Below are 22198 nucleotides of genomic sequence, written 5' to 3'. Positions count from 1 at the left end.
CGTTCCGCACGACGAGTCCTACGGCGAATACCGCAGATCAGCGTCGCGTCGGGGTCGGCGCGGTCTCGGTCCGGCGCTGGGGCGCCGCGTCGGTCTCGGCCGGGGCGTCGGCCGCCTCATTGGGCGGCGTGGCGACCTTCGGCTTCTTGAACTGCTTGAGGAAGCCTTCCGGATTCTCGGGCAGCTGCGCCACGAGGGCGTCGCCGGACTTCTCCAGCATCGGGCGCGTGCGGGCCTGGGCGGCCCAGTCCGGCACCTTGCCCTGGACCAGCCAGGACAGGAACACCCAGCCGATCACGCAGATCAGGAAGCCGCGGGCCGCACCGAACAGGAAGCCGAGGGAACGGTCGACGGCACCGATCCGCGAATCGAGCACCACGTCGGAAATCTTGACCGTGATGATCGACACGATGATCAGGGTGCCGAGGAAGATCGCCGCGATCGAGGCGACCAGCGCGACGGTGTCGCTGTTCACGTGCTGCTTCACGGTCGGCAGCAGCATCGGATGGAGCGTCCAGGCGACCGCGGCGGCGGCAACCCAGGCGACGATCGCCAGCACCTCGCGGGTGACGCCGCGCACGGCCGCGAGCAGCGCGGAAACCGCGACGATGCCGAGCACGGCGAGATCCAGGACGGTAAACGGCATCGTTAAACTTTTTGGTACCCGCGGGGATGCCGTGTCCGACCTGCGGCTCCCCCGGACCGCGGTGGATTTATACCAAGCCGGATCTCGGCCGTCACCCTCGCGAGCCCGCCTGATCGCGCGCTGTGCCGTCCTTGCATCAGCCGCGCCGTTCACCAGGGCGCGAGCCGCCGCGCCGAGGGCCCGGCTCCACCCGGGCGCCGTACCGGTGCTATGGGTCCGGCCTGGGGTCCGGTCTGTGCTTCCGGAGCCCCGGTGGCGAATGGATGGAGGCGGTCTGCGTGGCCGAGGCCGGACCTGTGACGGAGATCGGCGCCCACGGCGCCCGGCTCACGATCGACCTCGGGGCGATCGTGGCCAACTGGCGGATCCTGGCGGCCCGCGGCGCGGGCGCCGACTGCGCCGCCGTGGTGAAGGCCGACGCCTACGGCTGCGGCATCGGTCGCGTCGGGCCGGCCCTGTGGGCCGCCGGCTGCCGGACCTTCTTCGTCGCCCATCTGTCGGAGGGGGTCGCGGCCCGTGCCGCCCTGCCCGAGGCGGCGATCTACATCCTGAACGGTCTGCCACCGGGCGCCGCGGAAGCCTTCGCGGCGCACGAGCTGCGCCCGGTGCTGGGCAGCATCGCGGAGTTGTCGGACTGGGCGGCGCTCTCGTCCGGCCGCCTGCCGGCGGCACTCCACGTCGATACCGGCATGAACCGTCTGGGCCTGCCCGTGCCGGAGGCGCTCGATCTCGCGGGCGATGGGCGGATCACCGCGGCCGGGATCGACCTGCTCCTCAGCCACTTCGTCAGCGCCGAGAAGCCGGAGGATCCGGTCAACGCCCGGCAGATCGCCGATTTCGCCCGCGTCCGGGCGGCGTATCCGCAACTCCGGGCCTCGCTGGCGAACTCGTCGGGCGTCTTCCTCGACGGGGCCCGGCACGATCTCCTGCGGCCGGGCTACGCCCTGTTCGGCGGCAACCCGATTCCGGGGGGCGCCAACCCGATGCGCCCGGTGGTGCGGCTGGAGGCGCTGATCGCACAGGTACGCGACGTCGCAGTCGGAGCGACCGCGGGCTATAACGGCCGCTGGACCGCGCCCCGGCCGAGCCGGCTCGCGACGCTCTCCCTCGGCTACGCCGACGGGTTCCCGCGGACGATCAGCGGGCGCGGGCAGGCGCTGGTCGGCGGCGTGCCCTGCCCGATCCTCGGCCTCGTCTCGATGGATCTCATCATCCTCGACGTCACTGCGGCGCCCGCCGCGACGCGCGGCGCAACCGCGGTGCTGATCGGCGACAGCCTCGACATCGACGCGGTCGGGCGCTCTGCCGGCACGATCGGCTACGAGATCCTGACCGGGCTGGGTTCTCGTTATGTTCGAGATTATGTAGGCTGACGCACCTCCCCGCTGATCCGCCGGACCGACGGCGCCCCGGATTCGAATGGCCAAGATCCATCAGACCTTCGTCTGCCAGTCCTGCGGGGCGGTCTACAACCGCTGGCGCGGGCGCTGCGAGGCCTGCAACGGCTGGAACACGATCGTCGAGGAGGCGCCTTCGGCTCCCGGGCAGTCGGGTCCCGCCGCGACAAGGCCGTCGCGCAACCGCGGCCGGGTCTTCCCGCTGGAGGGGCTGACCGGCGAGGCCAAGGAGGCGCCGCGCATCCCCTCGGGGATCGGCGAGCTCGACCGGGTCACCGGTGGCGGCTTCGTGCGCGGCTCGGTGATCCTGCTCGGCGGCGATCCCGGCATCGGCAAGTCGACCCTGCTGATGCAGGCCTCCGCCGCCATGGCCGGGACCGGTGAGCGGGTCGCCTACATCTCGGGCGAGGAGGCGGTGGGACAGGTGCGCCTGCGGGCGGAGCGGCTGGGGCTCAGCGCGCTCCCCGTGCAGCTCGCCGCCGAGACCAATGTCGAGGACATCGTCGAGACCCTGAGCCAGGGCCGGCCGCCGGCCCTGGCGATCATCGACTCGATCCAGACCATGTGGACCGAGACGGTGGAATCGGCCCCCGGCACGGTGACCCAGGTGCGCTCCTCGGCCCAGGCGCTGATCCGCTTCGCCAAGACCACCGGCACGGCGGTGATTCTCGTGGGCCACGTCACCAAGGACGGGCAGATCGCCGGCCCCCGGGTGGTCGAGCACATGGTCGACGCAGTCGCCTCCTTCGAGGGCGACCAGGGCCACCATTTCCGCATCCTGCGCGCCGTGAAGAACCGGTTCGGGCCCACCGACGAGATCGGCGTGTTCGAGATGACCGATGCGGGCCTCAGCGAGGTGCCGAACCCGTCCGCCCTGTTCCTGGCGGGCCGCGACCATCAGGCGGCCGGCACCGCGGTCTTCGCCGGGATGGAAGGCACCCGGCCGCTTCTGGTGGAGATCCAGGCCCTGGTGGCGCCATCGTCACTCGGCATGCCCCGGCGCGCCGTGGTCGGCTGGGATCCGAACCGGCTGTCGATGGTGCTCGCCGTGCTGGAGGCCCATGGCGGCATCCGGCTCGGGAGCCACGACGTCTACCTGAACGTGGCGGGGGGCCTGCGCATCACCGAGCCGGCGGCGGATCTGGCGGTGGCGGCCGCCCTGGTCTCCTCCCTGTCGGGGGCGGTGCTGCCGCCGGAGACCGTGTATTTCGGCGAGATCGGCCTGTCGGGGGCGATCCGGCCAGTGGCCCAGGCCGGATCCCGGCTCAAGGAGGCCCAGAAGCTCGGCTTCGCCAAGGCCTTGATCCCGCAGGGCCGGGGCGAGGGCGAGAAGGCGCTGTCGGTGGAAACGCTGCGCCACATCGCCGATCTGGTGGCGGGTATCAGCGCGGGCGCGCCGCGGAAGGGGTCCGGGCAGCGCGGGCGGCAACAGGCGCGCTACGCCGACGAGGAAATGTGAGGTCGTCGAACGACGGCCTGCGCCGGCAGGCTCCACACCGTTCGAGGGACGAGCGCGGATTCCCTGTCCCACACGCGAGAGGGCGCGCGTGGCGCCGGGGTTGGTCTGTCAGCCGCCCGTCACGCTCATGTGCCGCGGCACGGCGGCCGGGCGCTGGCGCTCGATGACGAAGTCGTGGCCCTTGGGCTTGCGGGTGATCGCCTCGACCACGGCCGCGGCCAGCACCGCGTCGTCCTGGGAGGCGCGCAGCACCGCCCGCAGATCGGCCGAATCCTCCTGACCGAGGCACATGTAGAGCTGGCCGGTGCAGGTCAGGCGCACCCGGTTGCAGCTCTCGCAGAAATTATGGGTCAGCGGCGTGATGAAGCCGAGCTTCCCGCCGGTCTCCTCGACGCGCACGTAACGCGCCGGGCCGCCGGTGCGGTCGGGCAGCGGCGTGAGGGTGTAGCGGGTCTCCAGGCGCTGCCGGGCCACCGACAGGGGGAGGAACTGGTCGGTCCTGTCCGCCTCGATCTCGCCGAGCGGCATGACCTCGATCAGCGTCATGTCCATGCCGAGGCCGTGCGCCCAGGCGATCATGTCGGGGATCTCGTCGGCGTTGACGTCGCGCAGCGCCACAGCGTTGATCTTGACCTTCATCCCGGCGGCCCGCGCCGCCGCGATGCCGTCGAGCAGCACCGCGAGATCGCCTCGGCGGGTGATCTCGCGGAACTTGTCGGGGTCGAGGGTGTCCAGCGAGACGTTGATCCGGCGCACGCCGAGGCTCGCCAGCTCGTCCGCGTAGCGCGTGAGCTGCGTGCCGTTGGTGGTCAGCGTCAGTTCCTCCAGCGCGCCGGAATCGAGGTGGCGCGAGAGGCGGCGGAACAGGTGCATGATGTCGCGCCGCACCAGCGGCTCGCCGCCGGTGATCCGGAGCTTGCGCACGCCCCGGGCGATGAACACGCCGCAGAGCCGGTCCAGCTCCTCCAGGGTCAGCAGATCGCGCTTGGGGAGGAACTGCATGTGCTCGGACATGCAGTAGGCGCAGCGCAGATCGCAGCGATCCGTCACCGAGATGCGCAGATACGAAATCGCCCGCTGGAACGGGTCGATCAGCGGGGCGGGCCCGGCGGGCACGCCGACCGCGGACGTCTGCGGCGTCAGGGAGCTGTCATCGAGCATCGTCCGGCATATGATGTCCCGGACGGTCGCGGGCAAGCAGGTCCCGCGCCGCAGCCCCAGATTGCGTGAGGAGTGTGACCCGTGAGCGAGGATCTGTGGCCGACCGAGATCCGCCTGTCGGCCGATCGGCGGGTGCTCAACGTCGCCTTCGAGGACGGGGCGCGCTTCGCCCTGCCGGCCGAGTACCTGCGCGTGTCGAGCCCCTCGGCCGAGGTGCAGGGCCACTCACCGCTGGAGCGCAAGGTGATCGGCGGCAAGCGGTCCGTGGCGATCCTGGCGGTGGAGCCGATCGGCAACTACGCGGTGAAGCTCGGCTTCGACGACATGCACGACACCGGCATCTATGGCTGGGGCTACCTCCACACCCTCGGCCGCGAGTACGAGGCGCGCTGGACCACCTATCTCGGCGAACTCGCCGAGCGCGGCCTCGACCGCGACACGGCGCGGCAGGCTTCGGTCAAGTCCGGCGGGGGCTGCGGCTCGGGTTCGTGCGGGTGCCATTGAGGGCCGCGGCGGACGCTTCCCGCCGCACCGGTTCCGGCGCGGGATGCCGCGACGACCGGCCGCCGCGGCTCGGCGGCTGAAGCCGCGCCACCCTGGGGCGTCGCGCCGCGTGCGCGAGGACGGCGTGGGTCACTGCGCCGCCCGGGAGGCCGAAGCCTTGCATCGTCATGACGGCACACCCACCGACCGCTTCCCTTGGAGCCGCCATGGCCTTCGCCTGCACCATCCCAGCCGTCCCGACTGTCCAGCAGGACGACGCCACCGTGCGCATCACCCGCTGGGACTTCCCGCCGGGCGCCGTGACCGGCTGGCACGAGCACGGCTGGCCCTACTTCGTGGTGATGCTGATGGATGGGATCCTGCGCGTCCACGACGGCATGGCGGTCAGCGAGACGGCGCTCGCGGCCGGCCAATCCTACATGCGCCCGGCCGGCATCCGGCACGACGTGATGAACGGCTCGGACCACCCGATCGCCTTCGTGGAGATCGAGGTGAAGCGCCCGGACGCGCTGGTGACCCTGCCGGGCGCCTGAACGCGAAAGGGCCGACCTGTGACGGCCGGCCCCTCCCAAAGGTCCGAACGCCTCAGCGCTGGACGATGACCTTCGTGCCGACCTTGGCGCGGGTGTAGAGGTCCGTCACGTCGTCGTTGGTCATGCGGATGCAGCCCGACGAGACGGCGGTGCCGATGGTCTCCGGCTCATTGGAGCCGTGGATCCGGTAGATCGAGCCGCCGAGATACATGGCGCGGGCGCCCAGCGGGTTCTCGAGGCCGCCCTTCATGTAGCGCGGCAGGTCGGGCCGGCGCTTCAGCATGGTCGACGGCGGGCGCCAATCCGGCCACTCACGCTTCATCGTGATCGTCTGCACGCCACCCCAGGTGAAGCCCGGCCGGCCGACGCCGACGCCGTAGCGCAGGGCCTGACCGCCGCCCAGCACGTAGTAGAGCCGCCGCTCGGCGGTGGAGACGACGATCGTGCCGGCGCCGTAGGGGCCGTTATAGGCCACCGTCTCGCGCGGGATCGCCGACATCTGCGGGACCGCGGCGTCGGCGTTCAGCGGGTCGGCGGGGTTGAGCGAGGCGTTCGCCACCGGCACCGCAACCGTCTCGACGGCCTGCGGGCGCACGCGCACGGTGAGCGCGTCGTTCAGGGGCTGGCGGGTCAGCGGGTCGATCTCGTAGGCCAGAACCGGCGCGGCGGAGGCGGCCACGCCGAAAAGCCCGATCAGGGCGGGGAGAAAACGACGCATCAAAGCCTCTCGGGGCAGGCGCGGACTATGGCGGGAACGCGGCGAATACCGGGGCACGATGCCGTGCCGATCCTCGCCAAGGGGTAAACGCTCGCGCCTCGAATCCAAGCCTGAAACCGCCCCGCCCGGGCGGTTCCGCCCGCCCGTGACTCGATGGCAACACTGTGGCAGCTTGGCCGTAGCCCCGGGATGAATGCCGACGGTCCCGGCGTCCGGTGCCTTCGCCCCGCCGGCGAAGGCCTGCTCGCATCCCGCCTCCGGTCGATGGCGCCGGCACCACCGTCCTTGCGCGCCGAGAGAAGCAATCTCGTGAGCGTGGCAGGTCCTGCTGTCCCACGCTCCTGGGGCGCTTCGCTGCGCGCGACGACGGCGAGGGCCGGCTCGAACGACGGCCCGCGACCGGCGCCCGGATCAGGCCTCGTCGGCGGCGAGCCAGATGGCCGGCTCGCGGGGGACCGTCCGGAGCGGAGCCGGTGCGGAGGGCAGGCCGCGGAGCTGGGCGAGTTCGGCGAGCTCCGGCGCCTGCGCGGTGTCGTCGGCGTTCAGGAACAGGCCGCGCGCCCGGGCGGCGCGGCCGAGATCGGCCCGGCTCGTCCAGACGCTCTGGGCCGGGCTCGTGAGGAGCGCCAGGGCCAGCGGCGCCATCCAGAGGGCGAGCCACGCGTTCCCGACGAGGAGCAGCGCGAAGACCATCAGCCCGCCGACCACCACGGCGTCCGCCTGGAGCCGGAAGGCCTCCGCCCAGGACAGTTGCCGATCGTCGCGATCCTGCGTCTCCCAGCGCACCACCCGGCCGAAGAAGGTCGAGACCACGGCCCCGGCGGTGAACAGGGTCAGGACCGGCCACAGGAACACCCACGCCGCCTGCTCCAGGGCGGCGCTCGCGAGCAGCGCCCGGGTGCCGCCGAAGGCCGCCCGGCGCTCCGGCGATGCCAGGACATGGACGAGACTGAGGAGCTTCGGCAGGGCCAGGATTGCGAGGCTGAGGGCGGCCAGAGCGTGGGCGGCCGCGCCCTGCCCGGTCAGCCCGTAGGCCAGGAGGCCGAGATCGCCGGTCCGGGCGGCCTGCCACGCGGCGAGGCCGAGGAAGGCGATCCAGAGCGGCAGCATCCCGTAGGAGAGGATCCCGACCAGGAGATGCCAGCGGCTCGCCGCGTGCAGGCCCGCCCAGGGCAGCACGCGCAGGTGCTGGAGATTGCCCTGGCACCAGCGGCGCTCGCGGCCGAGCAGGTCGATGAGGTTGGTGGGCATCTCCTCCCAGGTGCCGCCCATCTCGGGCAGGAGCCGCACCTCCCAACCGGCGCGGACCATCAGCGCGCCCTCGACGATGTCGTGGCACAGGATCTCGCCGCCCAGCGGCTCCCGGCCCGGGAGCTTCGGGAGCTGCGCATTCTCCGCGAAGGCCTCGATCCGCAGGATCGCGTTGTGCCCCCAGTAGCTGCCCTCCGGCCCCTGCCAGGTCTCCAGGCAGCGCAAGGCCAGCGGCGCGTAGAGGCGGACGGCGAATTGCTGGATGCGGGCGAAGAGCGTGTCGCGACCGGCCGCGTAGGAGACGGTCTGGATCAGGCCGGTGCGGGGGCTCGCCTGCATCAGCCCGACGAGCCGGGTCATGGCCGCGCCGGTCATCAGGCTATCGGCGTCCAGCACGATCATGAAGGCGTATTCGGCACCGTAGCTGCGGCAGAACTCGCCGATGTTGCCGGCCTTGCGGCCGACATTCTCCGTCCGGCGCCGGTAGCGGATCCGCGGCAGGGCCGGATCCTGTGCCGCCCAGGCCTGGATGCGCGCGAATTCGTGCTCCTCCACGGCGGCGATCGCCCCGTCCCGCGTGTCGGAGAGGACGAAGATGTCGATGCCCTGCGCGTCGGTACGGGCCAGCGAGCGGGCCATCACCCGCAGGCGGGCGAACACCGCGACCGCGTCCTCGGCGTGGATCGCCACCACGGCGGCGGTGCGTCCGGTCCCGGCCGGCCCGGCACCCGCCGCTTCGGAGCGGCGCTCCAGCGCGGATTTCGCCCGGTCGCCCAGGAGGGAAGCGACGAACCCGTAGACGTACTGGCAGGCGACGAAGGCCTGCCAGCCCATCACGAGGCCGAACAGAACCAGGACCGCCCAGGCAAGCGGGCTGACGCCCGCCGGATAGGCGAGCGCGGCGAGCCACACGAGACCGCCGGCGGTGCCGAGGCTCGGGACGGCCAGGGCCAGGCGCCGGGCGCGCAGGGCGCCGCGGCCCGCGCCGGTCCAGACCTCGCGACAGGATGCGGCGTCCGACGGATCGGGTATGGCGGGATCCGCGTTCCGGTGCGACCGCTCGGCGGAGGAGGTGACGCGTGAGGACATGGCGCGAGGAACTCGACCGTGGAAGGCTGCCGGCCGCCCGGCCGTCGGAGGCCGGGAACCGATGACCGTGGATACCGATGTGCGGGGTGAGGACACGGAGCCGACCCGGCAGCACAGACCGCCGGAAGCCGAACGGATCAATCCCCCCTCCCGACGCCGCGTTCTTCGAACAGCTCTGGCCGCGGCTGCCGGCACGGTTCTACCTAGCGCGGCTGATCTGAATGGGTCCAGAACGTGGGCCGGGCCGGCGCTTCCGCCGCAGGGGGGCGCAATGACCTTCGAAACCCTGTCGGCGGAGGCGGCACGCCTCGCCGCGGCCCCCTATGCCGCCCCGCCCGAGGATCTTCCGCCGGCGCTCGCCGCCCTCGACTACGACGGCTACCGCGCCATCACCTTCCGTCCGGCCGAGAGCCTGCACCTCGGCGACCATTTCAGCGCCCAGCTGTTCCACCGCGGCTTCCTGCAGCGCAAGCGCGTGGCGCTCTACCTCCAGCCGCGGCGCGGGCCGGCGCGCCCGATCCCCTACGAGACCCGCCTGTTCGATCTGGGCCGGCGGCTCGCCGGCCAGAGCTTCGCGCCGGATCTCGGCTTCGCGGGCTTCCGCCTGCACTACGCCTTCCCGGACATGCCGGCGTGGCGACCGAAGGGCTTCCAGGAGGAGTTTCTCGTCTTCCTGGGGGCCTCCTATTTCCGCCTGCGCGCGGCCCATCAGGAATACGGGCTCTCGGCCCGGGGGCTCGCCATCGGCACGGGCGCGCCGGAGGGCGAGGAATTTCCCGACTTCGTCGCCCACTGGATCTGCGAACCGGAGCCGGAAGCCCGCACCCTGACGGTGCTCTCGCTGCTCGACAGCCCGAGCGTGGCCGGCGCCTTCCGGTTCGCCATCAGCCCCGGAGACCCGGCGCGGATCGCCGTCACCGCGGCGCTCCATCCACGCCGGTCGATCGCGAAGCTCGGGCTGGCCCCCCTCACCAGCATGTTCCTGTACGGGCAGAACGGGCCCGGGGCGCGGGGGGCCAAGCCGTTCGACGACTTCCGGCCGCAGGTCCACGATTCCGACGGCCTCTGCGTCGCGGCCGGGGCCGATTCGGCGCGGGTCGACCGGATCTGGCGGCCCCTGGTCAACGGGCGCAAGCAGCCGCAGATCTCCGCCTTCGCGGCCCGGCCGCTCGCCGGCTTCGGGCTGCTGCAGCGGGAGCGGACCTTCGCGGCCTATCTCGACGTCGAGGCGCGGCACGAGGCGCGACCGGGCCTGTGGGTGGCCCCGGATCCCGCCGGGGGCGCCTTCGCGAACGGCGCCGTGCAGCTCTTCGAGATCCCGTCGGGCGAAGAGTACATGGACAACATCGTGGCGGCCTTCGTGCCCGCGGCGCCGGCGCAGCCCGGCGCGCCGCTGCATCTCACCTACGGCCTGACCACGGTGGGGGCGGAGCCCGTGCCGGCGATCCCGGACGCCGCCCTCGCCCGGGTGACCTCGACGCGATTCGGGTCCGCGGAACGCCTGCGCCCCATCACCCCGCCGAGCCCGCAGCGGCGGCTCTGCGTGATCGATTTCGAGGGTCCGGGCCTGCCGAAATCTGCCGACGAGGCGGTCACCGCCGAGGTCTCGGCCAGTGCCGGCACGATGCACGAGCCGGTGGCCAACTTCGTGCCGCAGACCGGCGGCTGGCGGATCTATGTCGAGTGGCGCCCGCCGGAACCGATGCCGGCGGGCGACGTCGTGCTGCGCGCCCGGCTGGTCCGCGGGACGACGCCCCTCAGCGAGACCTGGGACGCCGCCCTGTAACCCCGTGATCGCGCGCGACGCGAAGCGACCCGGGGCAGCGCGACGTCGGGTCTCGCCGCTCCGACCGGAGCGCGGCGCGACGGTTCGGGCGGCGAACGCTCAGGCGGTCCGGCGCTCCTGCTCCAGGCGGCGGGCCAGGCGGGTGGCGCCGTAGACCTCGCTCAGGCGGCGACGGGCGGCGGAGACCGGCGGGGCCTGCCGCTCGACATGGGCGGCGGCGATGACGCGCAGGGCGGCGGCGACCGAACGCTCCAGGCGACGCTCGGCCTGAGCGGCCGCGTCGTGATGATTGTCCAGCATTGATGATCCCTCGTGCCGCGCCGTATCCGCCCTCTCGCGGGGCGGTATCCGACGGCGCAGACAGATTTCACATCTGGCTTGACCGTATCAAGGCAGCTTGGCCGTAAGCCGAAGACCGTCGTTACCGCAGTTCCTCGTGCCAGGTCCGGCCGTCGCGCTCGATCAGCGCGATGGCGGCGGTCGGCCCCCAGCTCCCAGCCGGGTAGGGCCGCGGCGCCTCGGGCCGGTCGGCCCAGGCCTTGAGCACGCCGTCCGCCCAGGCCCAGGCGGCCTCGACCTCGTCGCGGCGCATGAACAGGGTGGCGTTGCCGCGGACCACGTCCATCAGCAGGCGCTCGTAGGCGTCGGGATAGCGCTGCTTGAAGGTCTCCTCGAAGGAGATGTCGAGATCGGTGGGACGCAGGCGCAGGCCGCCGGGGCCCGGATCCTTGGTCATGACTTCGAGCTTCATGCCCTCCTGCGGCTGCAGGCGGATCACGAGGCGGTTCGGCTCGCGGCCGAAGGCCTCCTCGGGGAAGATCGAGAACGGCGAGGCGCGGAACTGCACCACGATCTCCGAGAGCTTCCGGGGCAGGCGCTTGCCGGTGCGCAGGTAGAACGGCACGCCGGCCCAGCGGCCGGACTGGATCTCGACCTTCATGGCGACGAAGGTCTCGGTCCGGCTCTCGTGGCCGAGCTCGGAGAGGTAGCCCTCGACGGGCTTGCCGTCGACGGCGCCCGCCACGTACTGGCCGCGCACCGTCACGCTCTGGATATCGTGCGTGGTGATCGGCTTGAGGGCGCGGAGCACCTTCAATTTCTCGTCACGGACCGAGTTCGCCTCGAGGTTGAGCGGGCTCTCCATGGCGGTGAGGCACAGGAGCTGCAGGATGTGGTTCTGCAGCATGTCGCGCATCGCGCCCGACGTGTCGTAGTAGCCGGCCCGGCCCTCGACCCCCACCGTCTCGGCGACCGTGATCTGGACGTGGTCGATCACGTCCGAGGTCCAAAGCCGCTCGAAGATCGTGTTGGCGAAGCGGAGCGAGAGCAGGTTCTGGACCGTCTCCTTGCCGAGATAGTGGTCGATCCGGAAGATCTGCGATTCGGGGAAGACCTCGCCGACCGCGTCGTTGATCGCCCGGGCCGATTTCAGATCCTTGCCGATCGGCTTCTCTAGCACGACGCGGGACTTCTCGCCGACGAGCCCGTGGGCGGCGAGGTTGCGGCAGATCGAGCCGTAGAGGTCGGGCGAGGTGGCGAGGTAGTAGGGCCGGACCTGGTCGGGCCGCTCGTCGAGCTTGGCCACGAGGTCCGTCCAGCCGCTGTCGCCGGCGCCGTCGACCGCGACGTAGTCGACGTGGTCGAGGAAGCGATGGAGCATGTCTTCCGACAGGTCGGCGGCGGGGACGAAACGCTTCAGGGCGTCGCGGGCATGCTCGCGGAAGGCGTCGAGGGACAATTCCGAGCGCGAGGCACCGATGATCCGGCTCGTCTCCGGGATCTGCCCGTCCCGGAAGCGGTAGAACAGGGCCGGCAGAAGCTTTCGCGCGGTCAGATCGCCGGTCGCGCCGAACACGACGCAGTCGAAGGAGGCGACGGGAATGATCGTGGCCAAGTGCGGCTCCCGGTTGTCGTGCGCTGGTCTCGTGCGGCGGCTGCGTCGCACTGACCTAGCCCGTGTGCAAGGGCTTCGCCAGACTCGGGGCGCGGACCAGCGCTGCCCGGGCCGGGGCGCAGCCGCGACAGCTTTGGGCAACCCGATGACGTCACGCTCCGTCTTTGCGAGCACGGCGAAGCAACCCAGGGCCGCGCGCCGACGCCGAAAGGCAGCACGATGCGTGAGCCGGCCGTCTACATCATGGCGAGCCGCCGCAACGGGACGCTCTACACCGGCGTGACATCCAACCTCGCCCGGCGGGGTCTACGAGCATTGCGAGGCGCTGCTCCAGGGCTTCACCAGCCGCTACGATTGCAAGCGCCTCGTCTGGTATGAGCGCTATCCCACGATGAATGAGGCCATCACGCGCGAGAAGCAGATCAAGGCGGGCTCACGGAAGAAAAAGCTCGCGCTGATCGAGGCGATGAATCCGGATTGGAACGACCTGTATCCAGATCTCGCGTGAACAGGTCCGGCGTCGCGGCTCCCTGGATTGCTTCGCTGCGCTCGCAAGGACGGTGAACGCGGCAACCCACGCGCAGCCAGGCGACGAGTCTCGCTCCCCCGTCTTTGCGAGCGAAGCGAAGTGACCCAGGGCCGAGCGAGGCCGTATGGGTCACCCCTCCATGTACCGCTTGAAGCCTTCGGAAAAATCCGGGTGCCAGCGCGACAGGGCGGGCCGGTTCTCGATGATGTCGCCCGCCGCCCAGGCGATCCGCTTCGCGTCCTGCGCCCGGGTGGTCTCGTTGTCGGGGCAGAGGATGTAGAAGTCGCCGGCGGTGAGCCGCTCCAGCATGAAGGCCACGGTCTCGTCGGGCGTCCAGGCTCCCGCGGGCTTCTCGGCGACGCCCCGGGCCTTGGTGAGGCCCGTATAGACGAAGCCCGGGATCAGCAGGTGGGCGGTGGTCCGGCATCCTTCGCGGTTGCGCAGCTCGTGGGCGAGCGCCTCGGTGACCGCCTTCACCCCCGCCTTCGAGACGTTGTAGGGCGCGTTGCCCGGCGGCGTGGTGATGCCCTGCTTCGAGCCGGTGACGATGATCGCCCCAGGCTTGCCGCCCGCGATCATGCCGGGCGCGAAGGCGTGGATGCCGTTGACCACGCCGCCGAGATTGGTGCCCAGGATCCGCGTCCAGGTGTCGGGGTCGGAGAACAGTTTCCCACCGGCCTCGATGCCGGCATTCAGCATCACCAGGGCCGGCGGCCCGGCCTTGGCGACGGCAGCCGCCAGGGCTTCCACCGCCCCGCGATCCGACACGTCGGTGGGTATGGCCCGGACCTCGACGGCGGCGAGTTCGGCCACGGCGGCGCGGGCCGCGTCCAGGGCCGGCCCCGGCAGGTCGGCGAGCCAGACGTTCATGCCGGCCCGCGCGAAGGCCTGCGCGGCGGCGAGCCCGATGCCGCTCGCAGCGCCGGTGACGACCGCGCTGCGGCCGGGGCTGATCGCGGGGTTCTGGCTCATGACGGATCCTCGGAGGCGTGGCGCCCTTCAGATGGGGCGAGCCGGACGGAAGGCGAGTTCGAGCCGGATCCCGCGACCCGGCAGAACCCGCGGATCGCCGCGGCGGCGGCTTCTGCTAGGGTGACCGGACACCCTTCGGAACGAAGCACCCGGATGCCCCCTCCCCCGAGCCGCCGGTCGATCCTCGCCGGTGCGGCCTCCCTCGGCCTCGCCCATGCGGCGCGTGCGGCCGGCCCGGCGGGGTTCGGTCCCCTCGGCCGTCCGTCCTGGTCGGGCGACAGCCTCCAGGCCGCGGCGGCCGCCAAGGGCCTGCTCTACGGCTGCGAGGTCCCGTTCCACCGCTTCGATTCGACGCCCGCCTACCGGCAGGCGGTGGCGCGGGAATGCGGCATCCTCGTCTGCGGCACCGAGATGAAGATGGAGGAGGTCCTGCCCGCGCCCGGCAAGACCGACTTCGCCCGCGGCGACGCAATCCTGCGCTTCGCGCGGGGAAACGGCCAGCGCATGCGCGGCCACACGCTCGTCTGGCATGCGGCGCTGCCGCCCTGGGTCGGCCCGCTGCTCGGCCGGGCGAGCGCCGTCCAGGCCGAGGATTTCATGCGGCGCTGGATCGAGACGGTGGCCGGCCACTACCGGGGCCAGATCGTCGCCTGGGACGTGGTCAACGAGATCTTCGGCAACGAGGCCGATCCCGACCGCGGCGGGGGCCTGCGCGCCTCGCCCTGGCTCGCCGCGATCGGCCCCGGCTACGTCGATCTCGCGTTCCGGATCCTGCACGAGACCGACCCGGCGGCCGCCGGCACCTGGAACGAGGACGCGGTGGAGCAGGGCGTGCCCTGGATGGAGGCCAAGCGCACCAAGGTCCTGCGCTGCCTGGAGGCGATGCGGTCCCGCGGCGTGCCGATCCGGCGCTTCGGGCTTCAGTCGCACCTCACCAGCACGATCCCGATCGACCAGGGCCAGCTGCGGCGCTTCCTCCGGGAGATCGGCCAGATGGGGCTCGGCATCGCGATCACCGAACTCGACATCGACGACCGCGCCTTCCCGTCCGACGTGGCGACCCGCGACCGGAAGGTGGCCGATTACGCCCGGCGCTACCTCGACGTGGTGCTGGACGAGCCCGCCTGCCTCGACGTCCTGACCTGGGACATCTACGACCCCGACACGTGGCTGAACGACCATCCATACCGCAAGCGGCCCGACGGCCTGCCGCAGCGGGCCCTGCCCCTCGACGCGCAGTTCCGGCGCAAGCCCCTGTGGCACGCCATGAAGGCGGCCTTCGAGGCCGCGCCGGATCACAAAACCGCCCGCGAGACGCTCAGGCGGGCGTGACGCCGGCCCGGCGTCCGTCCTCGGCCAGGCTCGGCTCCGGCGGCCGGTCCGCGAGGAGCCGGCGGCGAAGGCGCGCGCAGGGGCGCTCGACGACCGCGTACATCCCCCAGCACCACAGCAGCGTCACCGGGAAGGCCGCCAGCATCAGCCCGACGCCGTGCAGCCCGGGCCTCACGTGCAGCACCAGCGCCACCACGGTCATGTGTGCGAGGTAGAAGCTGTAGGACCACAGCCCGAGCTGGCGCATCGGCCGGCTGGCGAGCAGCCGGACCATAGGCCCCTCGCCGTGCAGCAGGTACGCGAAGGGCACGAACAGGGCGGCGCTCTGGAGCGTGTAGCGCAGGCTCTCCCGGAAGGCGGGCTCGCGGACCGCCAGGGTTCCGAGGATCACCGCGAGGCTGGCCGCGACGTGCCAGGCCGTGGGGCGCCACGCCCGGTCGGCCGGGACCACCGGGTTGTTCCACAACCCGAGGCAGCAGCCGAACAGGATCGCGTCGATCCGCGTGTGGGTCCAGCTGTAGTTCAGGCTGTAATCCGGCAGCCGCCAGACGTTCTCGCACCGGATCGCCAGCACCACCGCGCAGAGCCCCAGGCAGGCCAGAGCCGCACGGCGCGGCCGGAGGCGCCCGAGCCAGAGCACGAAGGCCAGCGGGAAGACGAGGTAGAAGTGCTCCTCGATGGCGAGGCTCCACAGCGGCACCGGCAGCACCGCCTCGGTGCCGAACAGGCCGGGATAGTTGGTCAGGAACGTCGCCTGTCCGAGGATCGCCGCCGGTTCGACGTGCATCCAGTCCAGCCATCCCGCCCCGTAGAGGGCGCCGGAGGCGAGCAGGGTCAGGTACATCGGGGGCAGGATGCGCAGGCTGCGCCGGAGGTAGAAGGCCGGGAGCGACACCGCGCCCGTCTGCGCCCGCTCGATTCGCAGGAGCGTGGTGATCAGGTAGCCGCTGAGGAAGAAGAAGACGGTGACGCCGAAGCCGCCCGGCACAACGTGGCTGTAGCCGCAATGGGCCGCGAACACGATCAGGATGGCGAGCGCCCGCACCCCGTCGAGCTGAGGCAGGTAGGGCATCGTCTTCGGGACCAGAAACCCGGAATCCGGCATGGCGGAGGTCGATCTCCTGTCGCGTCAGGGGCCCAGCATAAGCGCCCTTTCCGTGCGGACGGACATCCGCACGGCACGCTGAGCGGCTGGACCAGTGTCCGGATGGTGAATCCGGGACTCAAGGCCCCGGCAACACCGGAGGAGATTGGTAACCACGGCCGTCCATGATCCTGCCCGACCGCCCTGTCTCGGGCGCCGTCGGGAGTGTTGCGTATGGTCCCGGTCCCGCCCCGCCGTCACGCCCGCCCGCACGCCGCCCTGGGCGCGGGCCTGTCGCTGCTGGCGCTCCTCGGCGCACCAGCCGTGGCCCTGGCGCAGGGCGCCGGCGCGGTGCAGGGCAGCCCGGTGCCGCCGCTCGCCGTGCCGGTCGCGGTGCCGCCCGCCGCCACAGGGGAGGCCGCGAAGGGCCAGGAGCCCCGGATGCCGGAGGCGAAGGGTGAGGCGAAGGGCACGGCCGGCAAGGCGGCGGATGCCAAGCGCCCTGAAACCAAGCCGGCCGAGGCCGCGCCGGAGCCTGTCCCGGCGCAGGGAAAGGCGCAGGATGCCAAGGCCCAGGATGCCAAATCCCCGGACAACAAGGCTCAGGACACCAAGTCGTCGGACATCAAGTCGTCGGACATCAAAACCCAGCAGGCCAAGCCTCAGGAGGCGGCCAAGAAATCCCGCGAGCCGGCCCCGCTGGTCTACGCCAAGGTCTCCACCGACCCGAACCCGACGCTGACCCCCCGGACGTTCCTCGACACCCTCCGGGCGGCCGAGCGCTACGCGGCCTTCGCAGAGGCCGGCGGCTGGGAGCGGCTGCCCGAGGATCTCGCGCGCCTCAAGCCCGGCGAACGCAATCCGGCGATCCCCGCCCTGCGCCACCATCTGACGCTGACCGGCGACCTGCCGGCGGATGCCCCGCCGAACGACCGCCTCGACCCGCCCCTGGTGGCGGCGATCGCGGCGTTCCAGGGGCGCCACGGCCTCCCCGACAGCGGCATACTTGGCCGGCTTACGATCAATGCGCTCAACGTGCCGGCTGCGGTGCGCCAGCGCCAGCTCGCCGCCTCCGCGGCCCGGCTGATGGGCTCGAAATTCCCGTTCGGCGACCGCTACGTCGTGGTCAACATCCCGTCCGCCGCCGTGGAGGCGGTGGAGAACGGCGCCGTTGCGCGCCGCTACGTCGCGGTGGTCGGCTCCCCCGACAAGGCGACGCCGCCGGTCGAGACGCGGATCACCGACATCAACTTCAACCCGACCTGGACCGTCCCGGCCTCGGTGGTGAAGAACGAGATCATCCCGCAGATGCGCAAGAATCCGGGCTATCTCGCCAAGAACCACATCCGGATCCTCGGCCCTTCGGGCGAGGTCGATCCGACCCGGATCGACTGGGCCGGCGAGAAGGCGGTCAATTACACGTTGCGGCAGGATTCCGGCTTCGACAATTCGCTGGGTCAGGTGCGGATCGACATGCCGAACCGCTTTGCCGTCTACATGCACGATACGCCGGCAAAATCGCTCTTCGCCGCCAGCGTGCGGTTCCACAGCCACGGCTGCGTCCGGGTGGGCCAGGTGAAGGAGCTCGTCGGCTGGCTGCTCCAGGGCACGGACGGGCCCAACGGGCCGGGCACGAACTGGGGCCCGATCGAGATCGAAACCGGGATCGCCGACGGCGAGCGCCGCGACATCAAGCTCGCCAAGCCGGTCCCGGTCGTCTTCGTGTATCTCACCGGCTTCGCCACGCCGGACGGGAAGGCGCATTTCCGCGACGACATCTACGCCCTCGACACGCCGGCTCCGGAACCGGCCGCTACCGGCGCGATCCCCCCCGCAGCACCCCCGGGTGCGGACGCGGCCTCCGCGAAGCCGGCCTCCGCCGGTGCCGCGCCGACCGCGCCCCGGCCCGGCGCCGCCCACGACGCGAAGCCGGCCCCGGCGCGGGCCGCTGCGACCAAGCCCGCCGCAGTCAAACCCACCCCCGCGAAGCCCGCGGTAGGCCGCTCGGCCGCCGAGCACCATAGTTTGGAATCTGTCGAACCTATCCGCTAAGCCCAACCCAGCCATGCGATTCTCGGTCCACCGGAACCTCCCGGCAGGCCCGTCATTGGCTCAGGGAACGCGCATCGGCCCGTTTTCAGCAAGACGGGGCGACGCGCCGAGCCGCGGAATCAGACTGGAGACCACCATGGCCAAGGCCAAGCCGAGCAGCCGCATCGAGAGCGCGCGGCTGAACACCCCGACCGACCTTGATCCGAACGACGTGCGGACGATCGCCGAGGGCCTGACGATCCTGAGTTCGGACCTGTTCGCCCTCTACATCAAGACCAAGAACTTTCACTGGCACATGAGCGGACCCCACTTCCGCGATTACCACCTCCTGTTGGATGAGCAGGCCGCTCAGATCTTCGAGATCATCGACGCCGTGAATGAGCGCGCCCGCAAGATCGGCGGCACGGTGCTGCGCTCGCTCGGCCAGGCCAAGAGCCTGACCCGCGTGGCCGACAACGATGCCGAGTATGTCTCGCCCCTCGACATGCTCAAGGAGCTGCGCGACGACAACAAGGCCCTCACCGCCAACATGCGCACGCTCCACGGCGTGACCGATGAGGCGGGCGACGTTGCGACGACCTCGCAGCTGGAGGAATGGATCGACCAGTCCGAGGAGCGCACGTGGTTCCTCTACGAGACCACCCGCAACGCGACCGACAGCGGCCACTGAGCCGCGCCTCCCGGCATCGGCACGGCCGATGTCGGGTCCGGCCTCGTCGCGCCGCCGCTAACTGCCGGCGAGATCGAGGTGCACCTTCACGAGTCCCGGGTCGTCGGGATCCCGCCCCTGCGTGAACCCGAGGCGGCGGCACACCGCCAGCATCGGCCGGTTCTCGGCGAGCACCGTGCCCTCGACCCGCCCGATGCCCTCGGACTGCGCCCAGTCGATCATGAGGCGCATCAACGCGAAGGCGAGGCCGGTCCCCCGGGCATCGCGGCCGACCGCGATCGCGTACTCGCCGCTCTCATGGTTGGCGTCGGCATGCAGCCGGACTGCGCCGAGCATGCGCTCGCCGCCGCCCGGTTCGATCTCCGTGGCCACGAAGGCGATGGCGCGGGCGTAGTCGAGCTGCGTCAGACGCGCCAGGAAGGCGTGGCTGAACTCGCGTACCGGGCCGAAGAACCGCAGCCGCAGATCCTCCGGGTCGAGTCCCTTGAAGAAGGTCAGGAACAGGCCCTCGTCCTCCGGGCGCACCGGCCGCACCCGCACCGTCCGGTCCTTGAGGTTGAGCGTCCGGACCCATTCGGCCGGGTAGGGCCGGATCGCGAAGCGCGGATGGCCGCGTCCGTCGGCTCCGCGCTCGGCGCGCCCGATCCGGACCCGCGCGTCGAGGGCCAGCACGCCGGTCTCGTCGGCCAGAAGCGGGTTGATGTCGAGTTCGCGCACCTGCGGCAGGTCGGCGGCGAGCTGGGACAGCTTCACCAGCGTCAGCGCGATCGCCCCGAGATCGGCGGCGGGCACGTCGCGGTAGGCTTCGAGGCGCCGCGCGACCCGGGTGCGGGCGATGAGGTCGCGCGCGAGGGTCAGGTCCAGCGGCGGCAGGCCGAGGGCGCGGTCGTCGATCACCTCCACGGCGGTGCCGCCCCGGCCGAAGACCACGACCGGGCCGAACACCGCATCCTCGGCGAGCCCGGCGATCAGCTCGCGGCGCTGGCCGCGGCGGACCATCGGCTGCACGGCAAAACCGGTCACCCGGGCATCCGGCCGCTCCCGGCGCGCGCGGGCCAGGATGCTGCGGGCCGCGTCCGCCACGTCGGCCTCGCTGGTCAGGTCGAGATGGACGCCGCCGATGTCGGATTTGTGCACCACGTCCGGCGAGACGACCTTCAGCGCCACCGTACCGCCCGCCGCGATGATCGGCCACGCGGCCGCCGCCGCCGCGTCCTTGTCGGGCGCCAGCGTGATCGGCACGGTCGGAATCCCGTAGGCCTCCAAGAGGCCGTTGACCGCCACCGGGTCGAGCCAGGCGGCCCCCTGCTGCAGCGCCCCGGCGACGATCGAGCGGGCCCGCGCCGTGTCGGGGGAGAAGTCCCGCGGCAGCGAGTCCGGCGTGCGCATCAGGTCGTCCTGCGCCTCGCGGTAGCGCACGAGGTGCAGGAAGCCCTCGATCGCCTCGGAATCGGTGGTGAAGTGCGGGATCCCGGCCTGCGCGAAGGTCTCGCGCCCCGCCTCCGCGTCGCCCAGCGAGACCGCGAAGACGGGCTTCTTGCGGGATTGGCCGGCCCGGGCGGTCTCGACCGTCTCGGCGATGGCACGCGCCACCGCGCCCGCCTCCGAACGAATCGTGGGCACATGGATCGCCAGCACGGCGTCGCTCGTCCGATCGGTCAGCAGGGGTGCCAGCGCAGCGGAGAAGGCCGGCCCGGCGGCATCGATGCCGAGATCGAGAGGGTTGCCCGGCGCGCGGCCGTCCGCCTCGGCGGGCGCCGCCAGGGTCCCGGCCCGCTCGATCAGCCGATCCGCGGCGAGCAGCCCGATGCCGCGGCCGTTCGACACGATCGCCAGCCGGTGGCCCGGAAAGGGCCGCTGGCGCCCCAGGGTCTCCACAGCGGAGAACATCGCGTCGAGGTCCGGCACGGCCAGCAGGCCCGCCCGCCGGAACGCCGCCGCGTAGACCGCATCCGGACGGGCCAGGGCGCCGGTATGGGTGGCGGCGGCGCGCGTGTCCGGGCGGTGCCGGCCGGCCCGAAGCACCACGACGGGCTTGGCCCGCGCGGCGGCCCGGGCGGCCGACATGAAGCGGCGGGCATCCGCGACCCTGTCGAGGCAGAGCAGGATCGCGCGGGTGTGATAATCGGCAGCGAAGTGGTCGAGGCAATCGGCCACGCCGATATCGAGGACGCTGCCGAGCGAGAGAACCGCCGAGAAGCCGGTCCCGTGGCGGGCGCCCCAGGCGACGATGGCGGCCGCGACCGTGCCGGATTGCGAGACGAGGGCGAGGTCGCCGGACGCGGGGGCATGGGCGAACAGGCTGGCGTTGAGCTTGGCACCCGGCACCGCGAGGCCGGCGCTGTCGGGACCGAGCAGGCGCAGGCCGTGGGCGCGGGCGATCCGGTGGGCGACCGGGCCGGGATCGTCCGGCTCGGACCCGAGCCGGGCGGTGAGGATCACCGCCGCCCCGGCGCCGATCGCGGCGGCCTGCGCGACGACCTCGGGCACGCGCGGCGGCGGCACCGCGATCAGAACGAGATCGGGGGCGACGGGGAGATCCGCGACCCTGGGCACGCAGGGCAGCCCCTCGACCGTCGCCTGATCGGGCTGGACCGGCAGGATCGCGCCGGGAAAGCCCGCGGCGCGCAGGCTGTCGAACACGCTGCGCCCCAGTGAGCCCACGCGGGCGACCGCACCCACCAGGGCGACCGACCGGGGCGCCAGCAGTTTGTCGAACCGGTATGTGCTCATGACCGGCGGCTCACGGCGCCGCCGTCACGGGATGAGCTTCCGCAGGCCGTTCGTGCCGGCACGCATCTGGTCCCCCGCTTCGTCCGATCGGGCACGGCTCATGGAACGCCCACTGCCCCCCCTCAGATGGCGCGATCCGGCGCGCCTGCAACGCCCGAGCGGCACGCGACATGGGGACACCGAACGATCGCCCCGACGGCATCGTTGGCGACGTCCTTTTGTCCAATATCCAGCGCGCTTTATCCACTCCAAGACGGCAGTTGTGGGCGTGTGTAGATTGGTCTTGCTATTAAATTCCCACCACCATAGTAACTGCTGCTTAACTACCCTGTATCGGGTTGAGCAGAGACAGATTCCGGCCGGCACCTCGGGTTGGCGGCGAGCCGGG

General features: G+C 71.8%; 17 protein-coding genes and 1 pseudogene. 9 read left to right on the top strand and 9 right to left on the bottom strand.

Annotated features, from left to right (window positions below):
• Positions 1-37: 37 nt before the first annotated feature.
• A complete protein-coding gene (locus BM396_RS21290) occupies positions 38-646 on the bottom strand; it encodes a CvpA family protein (protein WP_043357783.1) in 609 nt (202 codons plus the stop codon).
• 263 nt (positions 647-909) lie between these two features.
• Between BM396_RS21290 and alr the strand changes: the two genes are divergently transcribed.
• Positions 910-2019, top strand: a complete 1110-nt coding sequence (gene alr / locus BM396_RS21285; RefSeq protein WP_139239529.1) for an alanine racemase — start codon at positions 910-912, stop codon at positions 2017-2019.
• Between the two features lie 46 nt (positions 2020-2065).
• Positions 2066-3502 (top strand): DNA repair protein RadA, encoded by a 1437-nt coding sequence (gene radA, locus BM396_RS21280; RefSeq protein ID WP_043385270.1) that lies wholly within the window; start codon positions 2066-2068, stop codon positions 3500-3502.
• Between the two features lie 108 nt (positions 3503-3610).
• Here the strand turns inward: radA and moaA are convergent, their stop codons facing one another.
• Complete coding sequence (gene moaA / locus BM396_RS21275) at positions 3611-4663, bottom strand: GTP 3',8-cyclase MoaA (protein ID WP_043385267.1); 1053 nt, start codon at positions 4661-4663, stop codon at positions 3611-3613.
• Between the two features lie 81 nt (positions 4664-4744).
• On the opposite strand from moaA, the gene BM396_RS21270 reads away from it, so the two are divergent.
• Together BM396_RS21270 and BM396_RS21265 are read left to right on the top strand one after the other, a co-directional pair.
• Entirely contained in the window at positions 4745-5167 is a 423-nt protein-coding gene (locus BM396_RS21270) for a gamma-butyrobetaine hydroxylase family protein (RefSeq protein ID WP_043385264.1), read from the top strand.
• Between the two features lie 206 nt (positions 5168-5373).
• On the top strand, positions 5374-5700 hold the full coding sequence (locus BM396_RS21265) for a cupin domain-containing protein (RefSeq protein ID WP_043385261.1): 327 nt from the start codon (positions 5374-5376) through the stop codon (positions 5698-5700).
• Between the two features lie 52 nt (positions 5701-5752).
• Here the strand turns inward: BM396_RS21265 and BM396_RS21260 are convergent, their stop codons facing one another.
• The gene (locus BM396_RS21260; protein ID WP_043385259.1) at positions 5753-6418 is read right to left on the bottom strand and encodes a L,D-transpeptidase; all 666 of its coding nucleotides are present in this window, start codon (positions 6416-6418) and stop codon (positions 5753-5755) included.
• A 411-nt stretch (positions 6419-6829) separates the two neighbouring features.
• The gene (gene mdoH / locus BM396_RS21255; RefSeq protein ID WP_043385256.1) at positions 6830-8758 is read right to left on the bottom strand and encodes a glucans biosynthesis glucosyltransferase MdoH; all 1929 of its coding nucleotides are present in this window, start codon (positions 8756-8758) and stop codon (positions 6830-6832) included.
• 271 nt (positions 8759-9029) lie between these two features.
• Between mdoH and BM396_RS21250 the strand changes: the two genes are divergently transcribed.
• Complete coding sequence (locus BM396_RS21250) at positions 9030-10544, top strand: OpgD/OpgG family glucan biosynthesis protein (protein ID WP_043385253.1); 1515 nt, start codon at positions 9030-9032, stop codon at positions 10542-10544.
• A gap of 99 nt (positions 10545-10643) precedes the next feature.
• Here the strand turns inward: BM396_RS21250 and BM396_RS21245 are convergent, their stop codons facing one another.
• Together BM396_RS21245 and zwf are read right to left on the bottom strand one after the other, a co-directional pair.
• Positions 10644-10844 carry a hypothetical protein gene (locus BM396_RS21245; RefSeq protein WP_043357814.1) on the bottom strand — a complete coding sequence of 67 codons (201 nt, stop codon included), beginning with the start codon at positions 10842-10844 and terminating at the stop codon, positions 10644-10646.
• Positions 10845-10965: 121 nt separating this feature from the next.
• A complete protein-coding gene (gene zwf, locus BM396_RS21240) occupies positions 10966-12438 on the bottom strand; it encodes a glucose-6-phosphate dehydrogenase (protein ID WP_043357817.1) in 1473 nt (490 codons plus the stop codon).
• 219 nt (positions 12439-12657) lie between these two features.
• Between zwf and BM396_RS21235 the strand changes: the two are divergent.
• Positions 12658-12946 (top strand): annotated as a pseudogene (locus BM396_RS21235) (GIY-YIG nuclease family protein).
• Between the two features lie 150 nt (positions 12947-13096).
• On the opposite strand, the gene BM396_RS21230 reads toward BM396_RS21235, so the two are convergent.
• Positions 13097-13939, bottom strand: a complete 843-nt coding sequence (locus BM396_RS21230; protein WP_043385250.1) for an SDR family NAD(P)-dependent oxidoreductase — start codon at positions 13937-13939, stop codon at positions 13097-13099.
• Between the two features lie 153 nt (positions 13940-14092).
• On the opposite strand from BM396_RS21230, the gene BM396_RS21225 reads away from it, so the two are divergent.
• Positions 14093-15271, top strand: coding sequence for an endo-1,4-beta-xylanase (locus tag BM396_RS21225; protein WP_043385247.1), 1179 nt, complete (start codon positions 14093-14095; stop codon positions 15269-15271).
• Here BM396_RS21225 and BM396_RS21220 read toward each other — a convergent pair.
• Positions 15258-16376, bottom strand: a complete 1119-nt coding sequence (locus tag BM396_RS21220; RefSeq protein ID WP_043385243.1) for an acyltransferase family protein — start codon at positions 16374-16376, stop codon at positions 15258-15260. The genes BM396_RS21225 and BM396_RS21220 overlap by 14 nt on opposite strands.
• A 213-nt stretch (positions 16377-16589) precedes the next feature.
• Between BM396_RS21220 and BM396_RS21215 the strand changes: the two genes are divergently transcribed.
• Together BM396_RS21215 and BM396_RS21210 are read left to right on the top strand one after the other, a co-directional pair.
• The gene (locus tag BM396_RS21215) at positions 16590-18407 is read left to right on the top strand and encodes a L,D-transpeptidase family protein (RefSeq protein ID WP_043385240.1); all 1818 of its coding nucleotides are present in this window, start codon (positions 16590-16592) and stop codon (positions 18405-18407) included.
• Positions 18408-18543: 136 nt separating this feature from the next.
• Complete coding sequence (locus BM396_RS21210) at positions 18544-19077, top strand: Dps family protein (RefSeq protein WP_043385237.1); 534 nt, start codon at positions 18544-18546, stop codon at positions 19075-19077.
• A 57-nt stretch (positions 19078-19134) separates the two neighbouring features.
• On the opposite strand, the gene BM396_RS21205 is transcribed toward BM396_RS21210, so the two are convergent.
• Positions 19135-21810, bottom strand: coding sequence for a bifunctional acetate--CoA ligase family protein/GNAT family N-acetyltransferase (locus BM396_RS21205; protein WP_043385234.1), 2676 nt, complete (start codon positions 21808-21810; stop codon positions 19135-19137).
• Positions 21811-22198 lie beyond the last annotated feature (388 nt).

This window comes from Methylobacterium sp. UNCCL125, from assembly GCF_900116795.1.
Classification (GTDB): domain Bacteria; phylum Pseudomonadota; class Alphaproteobacteria; order Rhizobiales; family Beijerinckiaceae; genus Methylobacterium; species Methylobacterium fujisawaense.
This window is presented reverse-complemented; position numbering and strand designations above follow the sequence as displayed.

Bases quoted from the DNA above. Each gene is read 5' to 3' on its own strand.
- BM396_RS21290 (WP_043357783.1), bottom strand. From the start codon at position 646: ATGCCGTTTACCGTCCTGGATCTCGCCGTGCTCGGCATCGTCGCGGTT.
- alr (WP_139239529.1), top strand. From the start codon at position 910: ATGGAGGCGGTCTGCGTGGCCGAGGCCGGACCTGTGACGGAGATCGGC.
- radA (WP_043385270.1), top strand. From the start codon at position 2,066: ATGGCCAAGATCCATCAGACCTTCGTCTGCCAGTCCTGCGGGGCGGTC.
- moaA (WP_043385267.1), bottom strand. From the start codon at position 4,663: ATGCTCGATGACAGCTCCCTGACGCCGCAGACGTCCGCGGTCGGCGTG.
- BM396_RS21265 (WP_043385261.1), top strand. From the start codon at position 5,374: ATGGCCTTCGCCTGCACCATCCCAGCCGTCCCGACTGTCCAGCAGGAC.
- BM396_RS21260 (WP_043385259.1), bottom strand. From the start codon at position 6,418: ATGCGTCGTTTTCTCCCCGCCCTGATCGGGCTTTTCGGCGTGGCCGCC.
- mdoH (WP_043385256.1), bottom strand. From the start codon at position 8,758: ATGTCCTCACGCGTCACCTCCTCCGCCGAGCGGTCGCACCGGAACGCG.
- BM396_RS21250 (WP_043385253.1), top strand. From the start codon at position 9,030: ATGACCTTCGAAACCCTGTCGGCGGAGGCGGCACGCCTCGCCGCGGCC.
- BM396_RS21245 (WP_043357814.1), bottom strand. From the start codon at position 10,844: ATGCTGGACAATCATCACGACGCGGCCGCTCAGGCCGAGCGTCGCCTG.
- BM396_RS21230 (WP_043385250.1), bottom strand. From the start codon at position 13,939: ATGAGCCAGAACCCCGCGATCAGCCCCGGCCGCAGCGCGGTCGTCACC.
- BM396_RS21225 (WP_043385247.1), top strand. From the start codon at position 14,093: ATGCCCCCTCCCCCGAGCCGCCGGTCGATCCTCGCCGGTGCGGCCTCC.
- BM396_RS21220 (WP_043385243.1), bottom strand. From the start codon at position 16,376: ATGCCGGATTCCGGGTTTCTGGTCCCGAAGACGATGCCCTACCTGCCT.
- BM396_RS21215 (WP_043385240.1), top strand. From the start codon at position 16,590: ATGGTCCCGGTCCCGCCCCGCCGTCACGCCCGCCCGCACGCCGCCCTG.
- BM396_RS21210 (WP_043385237.1), top strand. From the start codon at position 18,544: ATGGCCAAGGCCAAGCCGAGCAGCCGCATCGAGAGCGCGCGGCTGAAC.
- BM396_RS21205 (WP_043385234.1), bottom strand. From the start codon at position 21,810: ATGAGCACATACCGGTTCGACAAACTGCTGGCGCCCCGGTCGGTCGCC.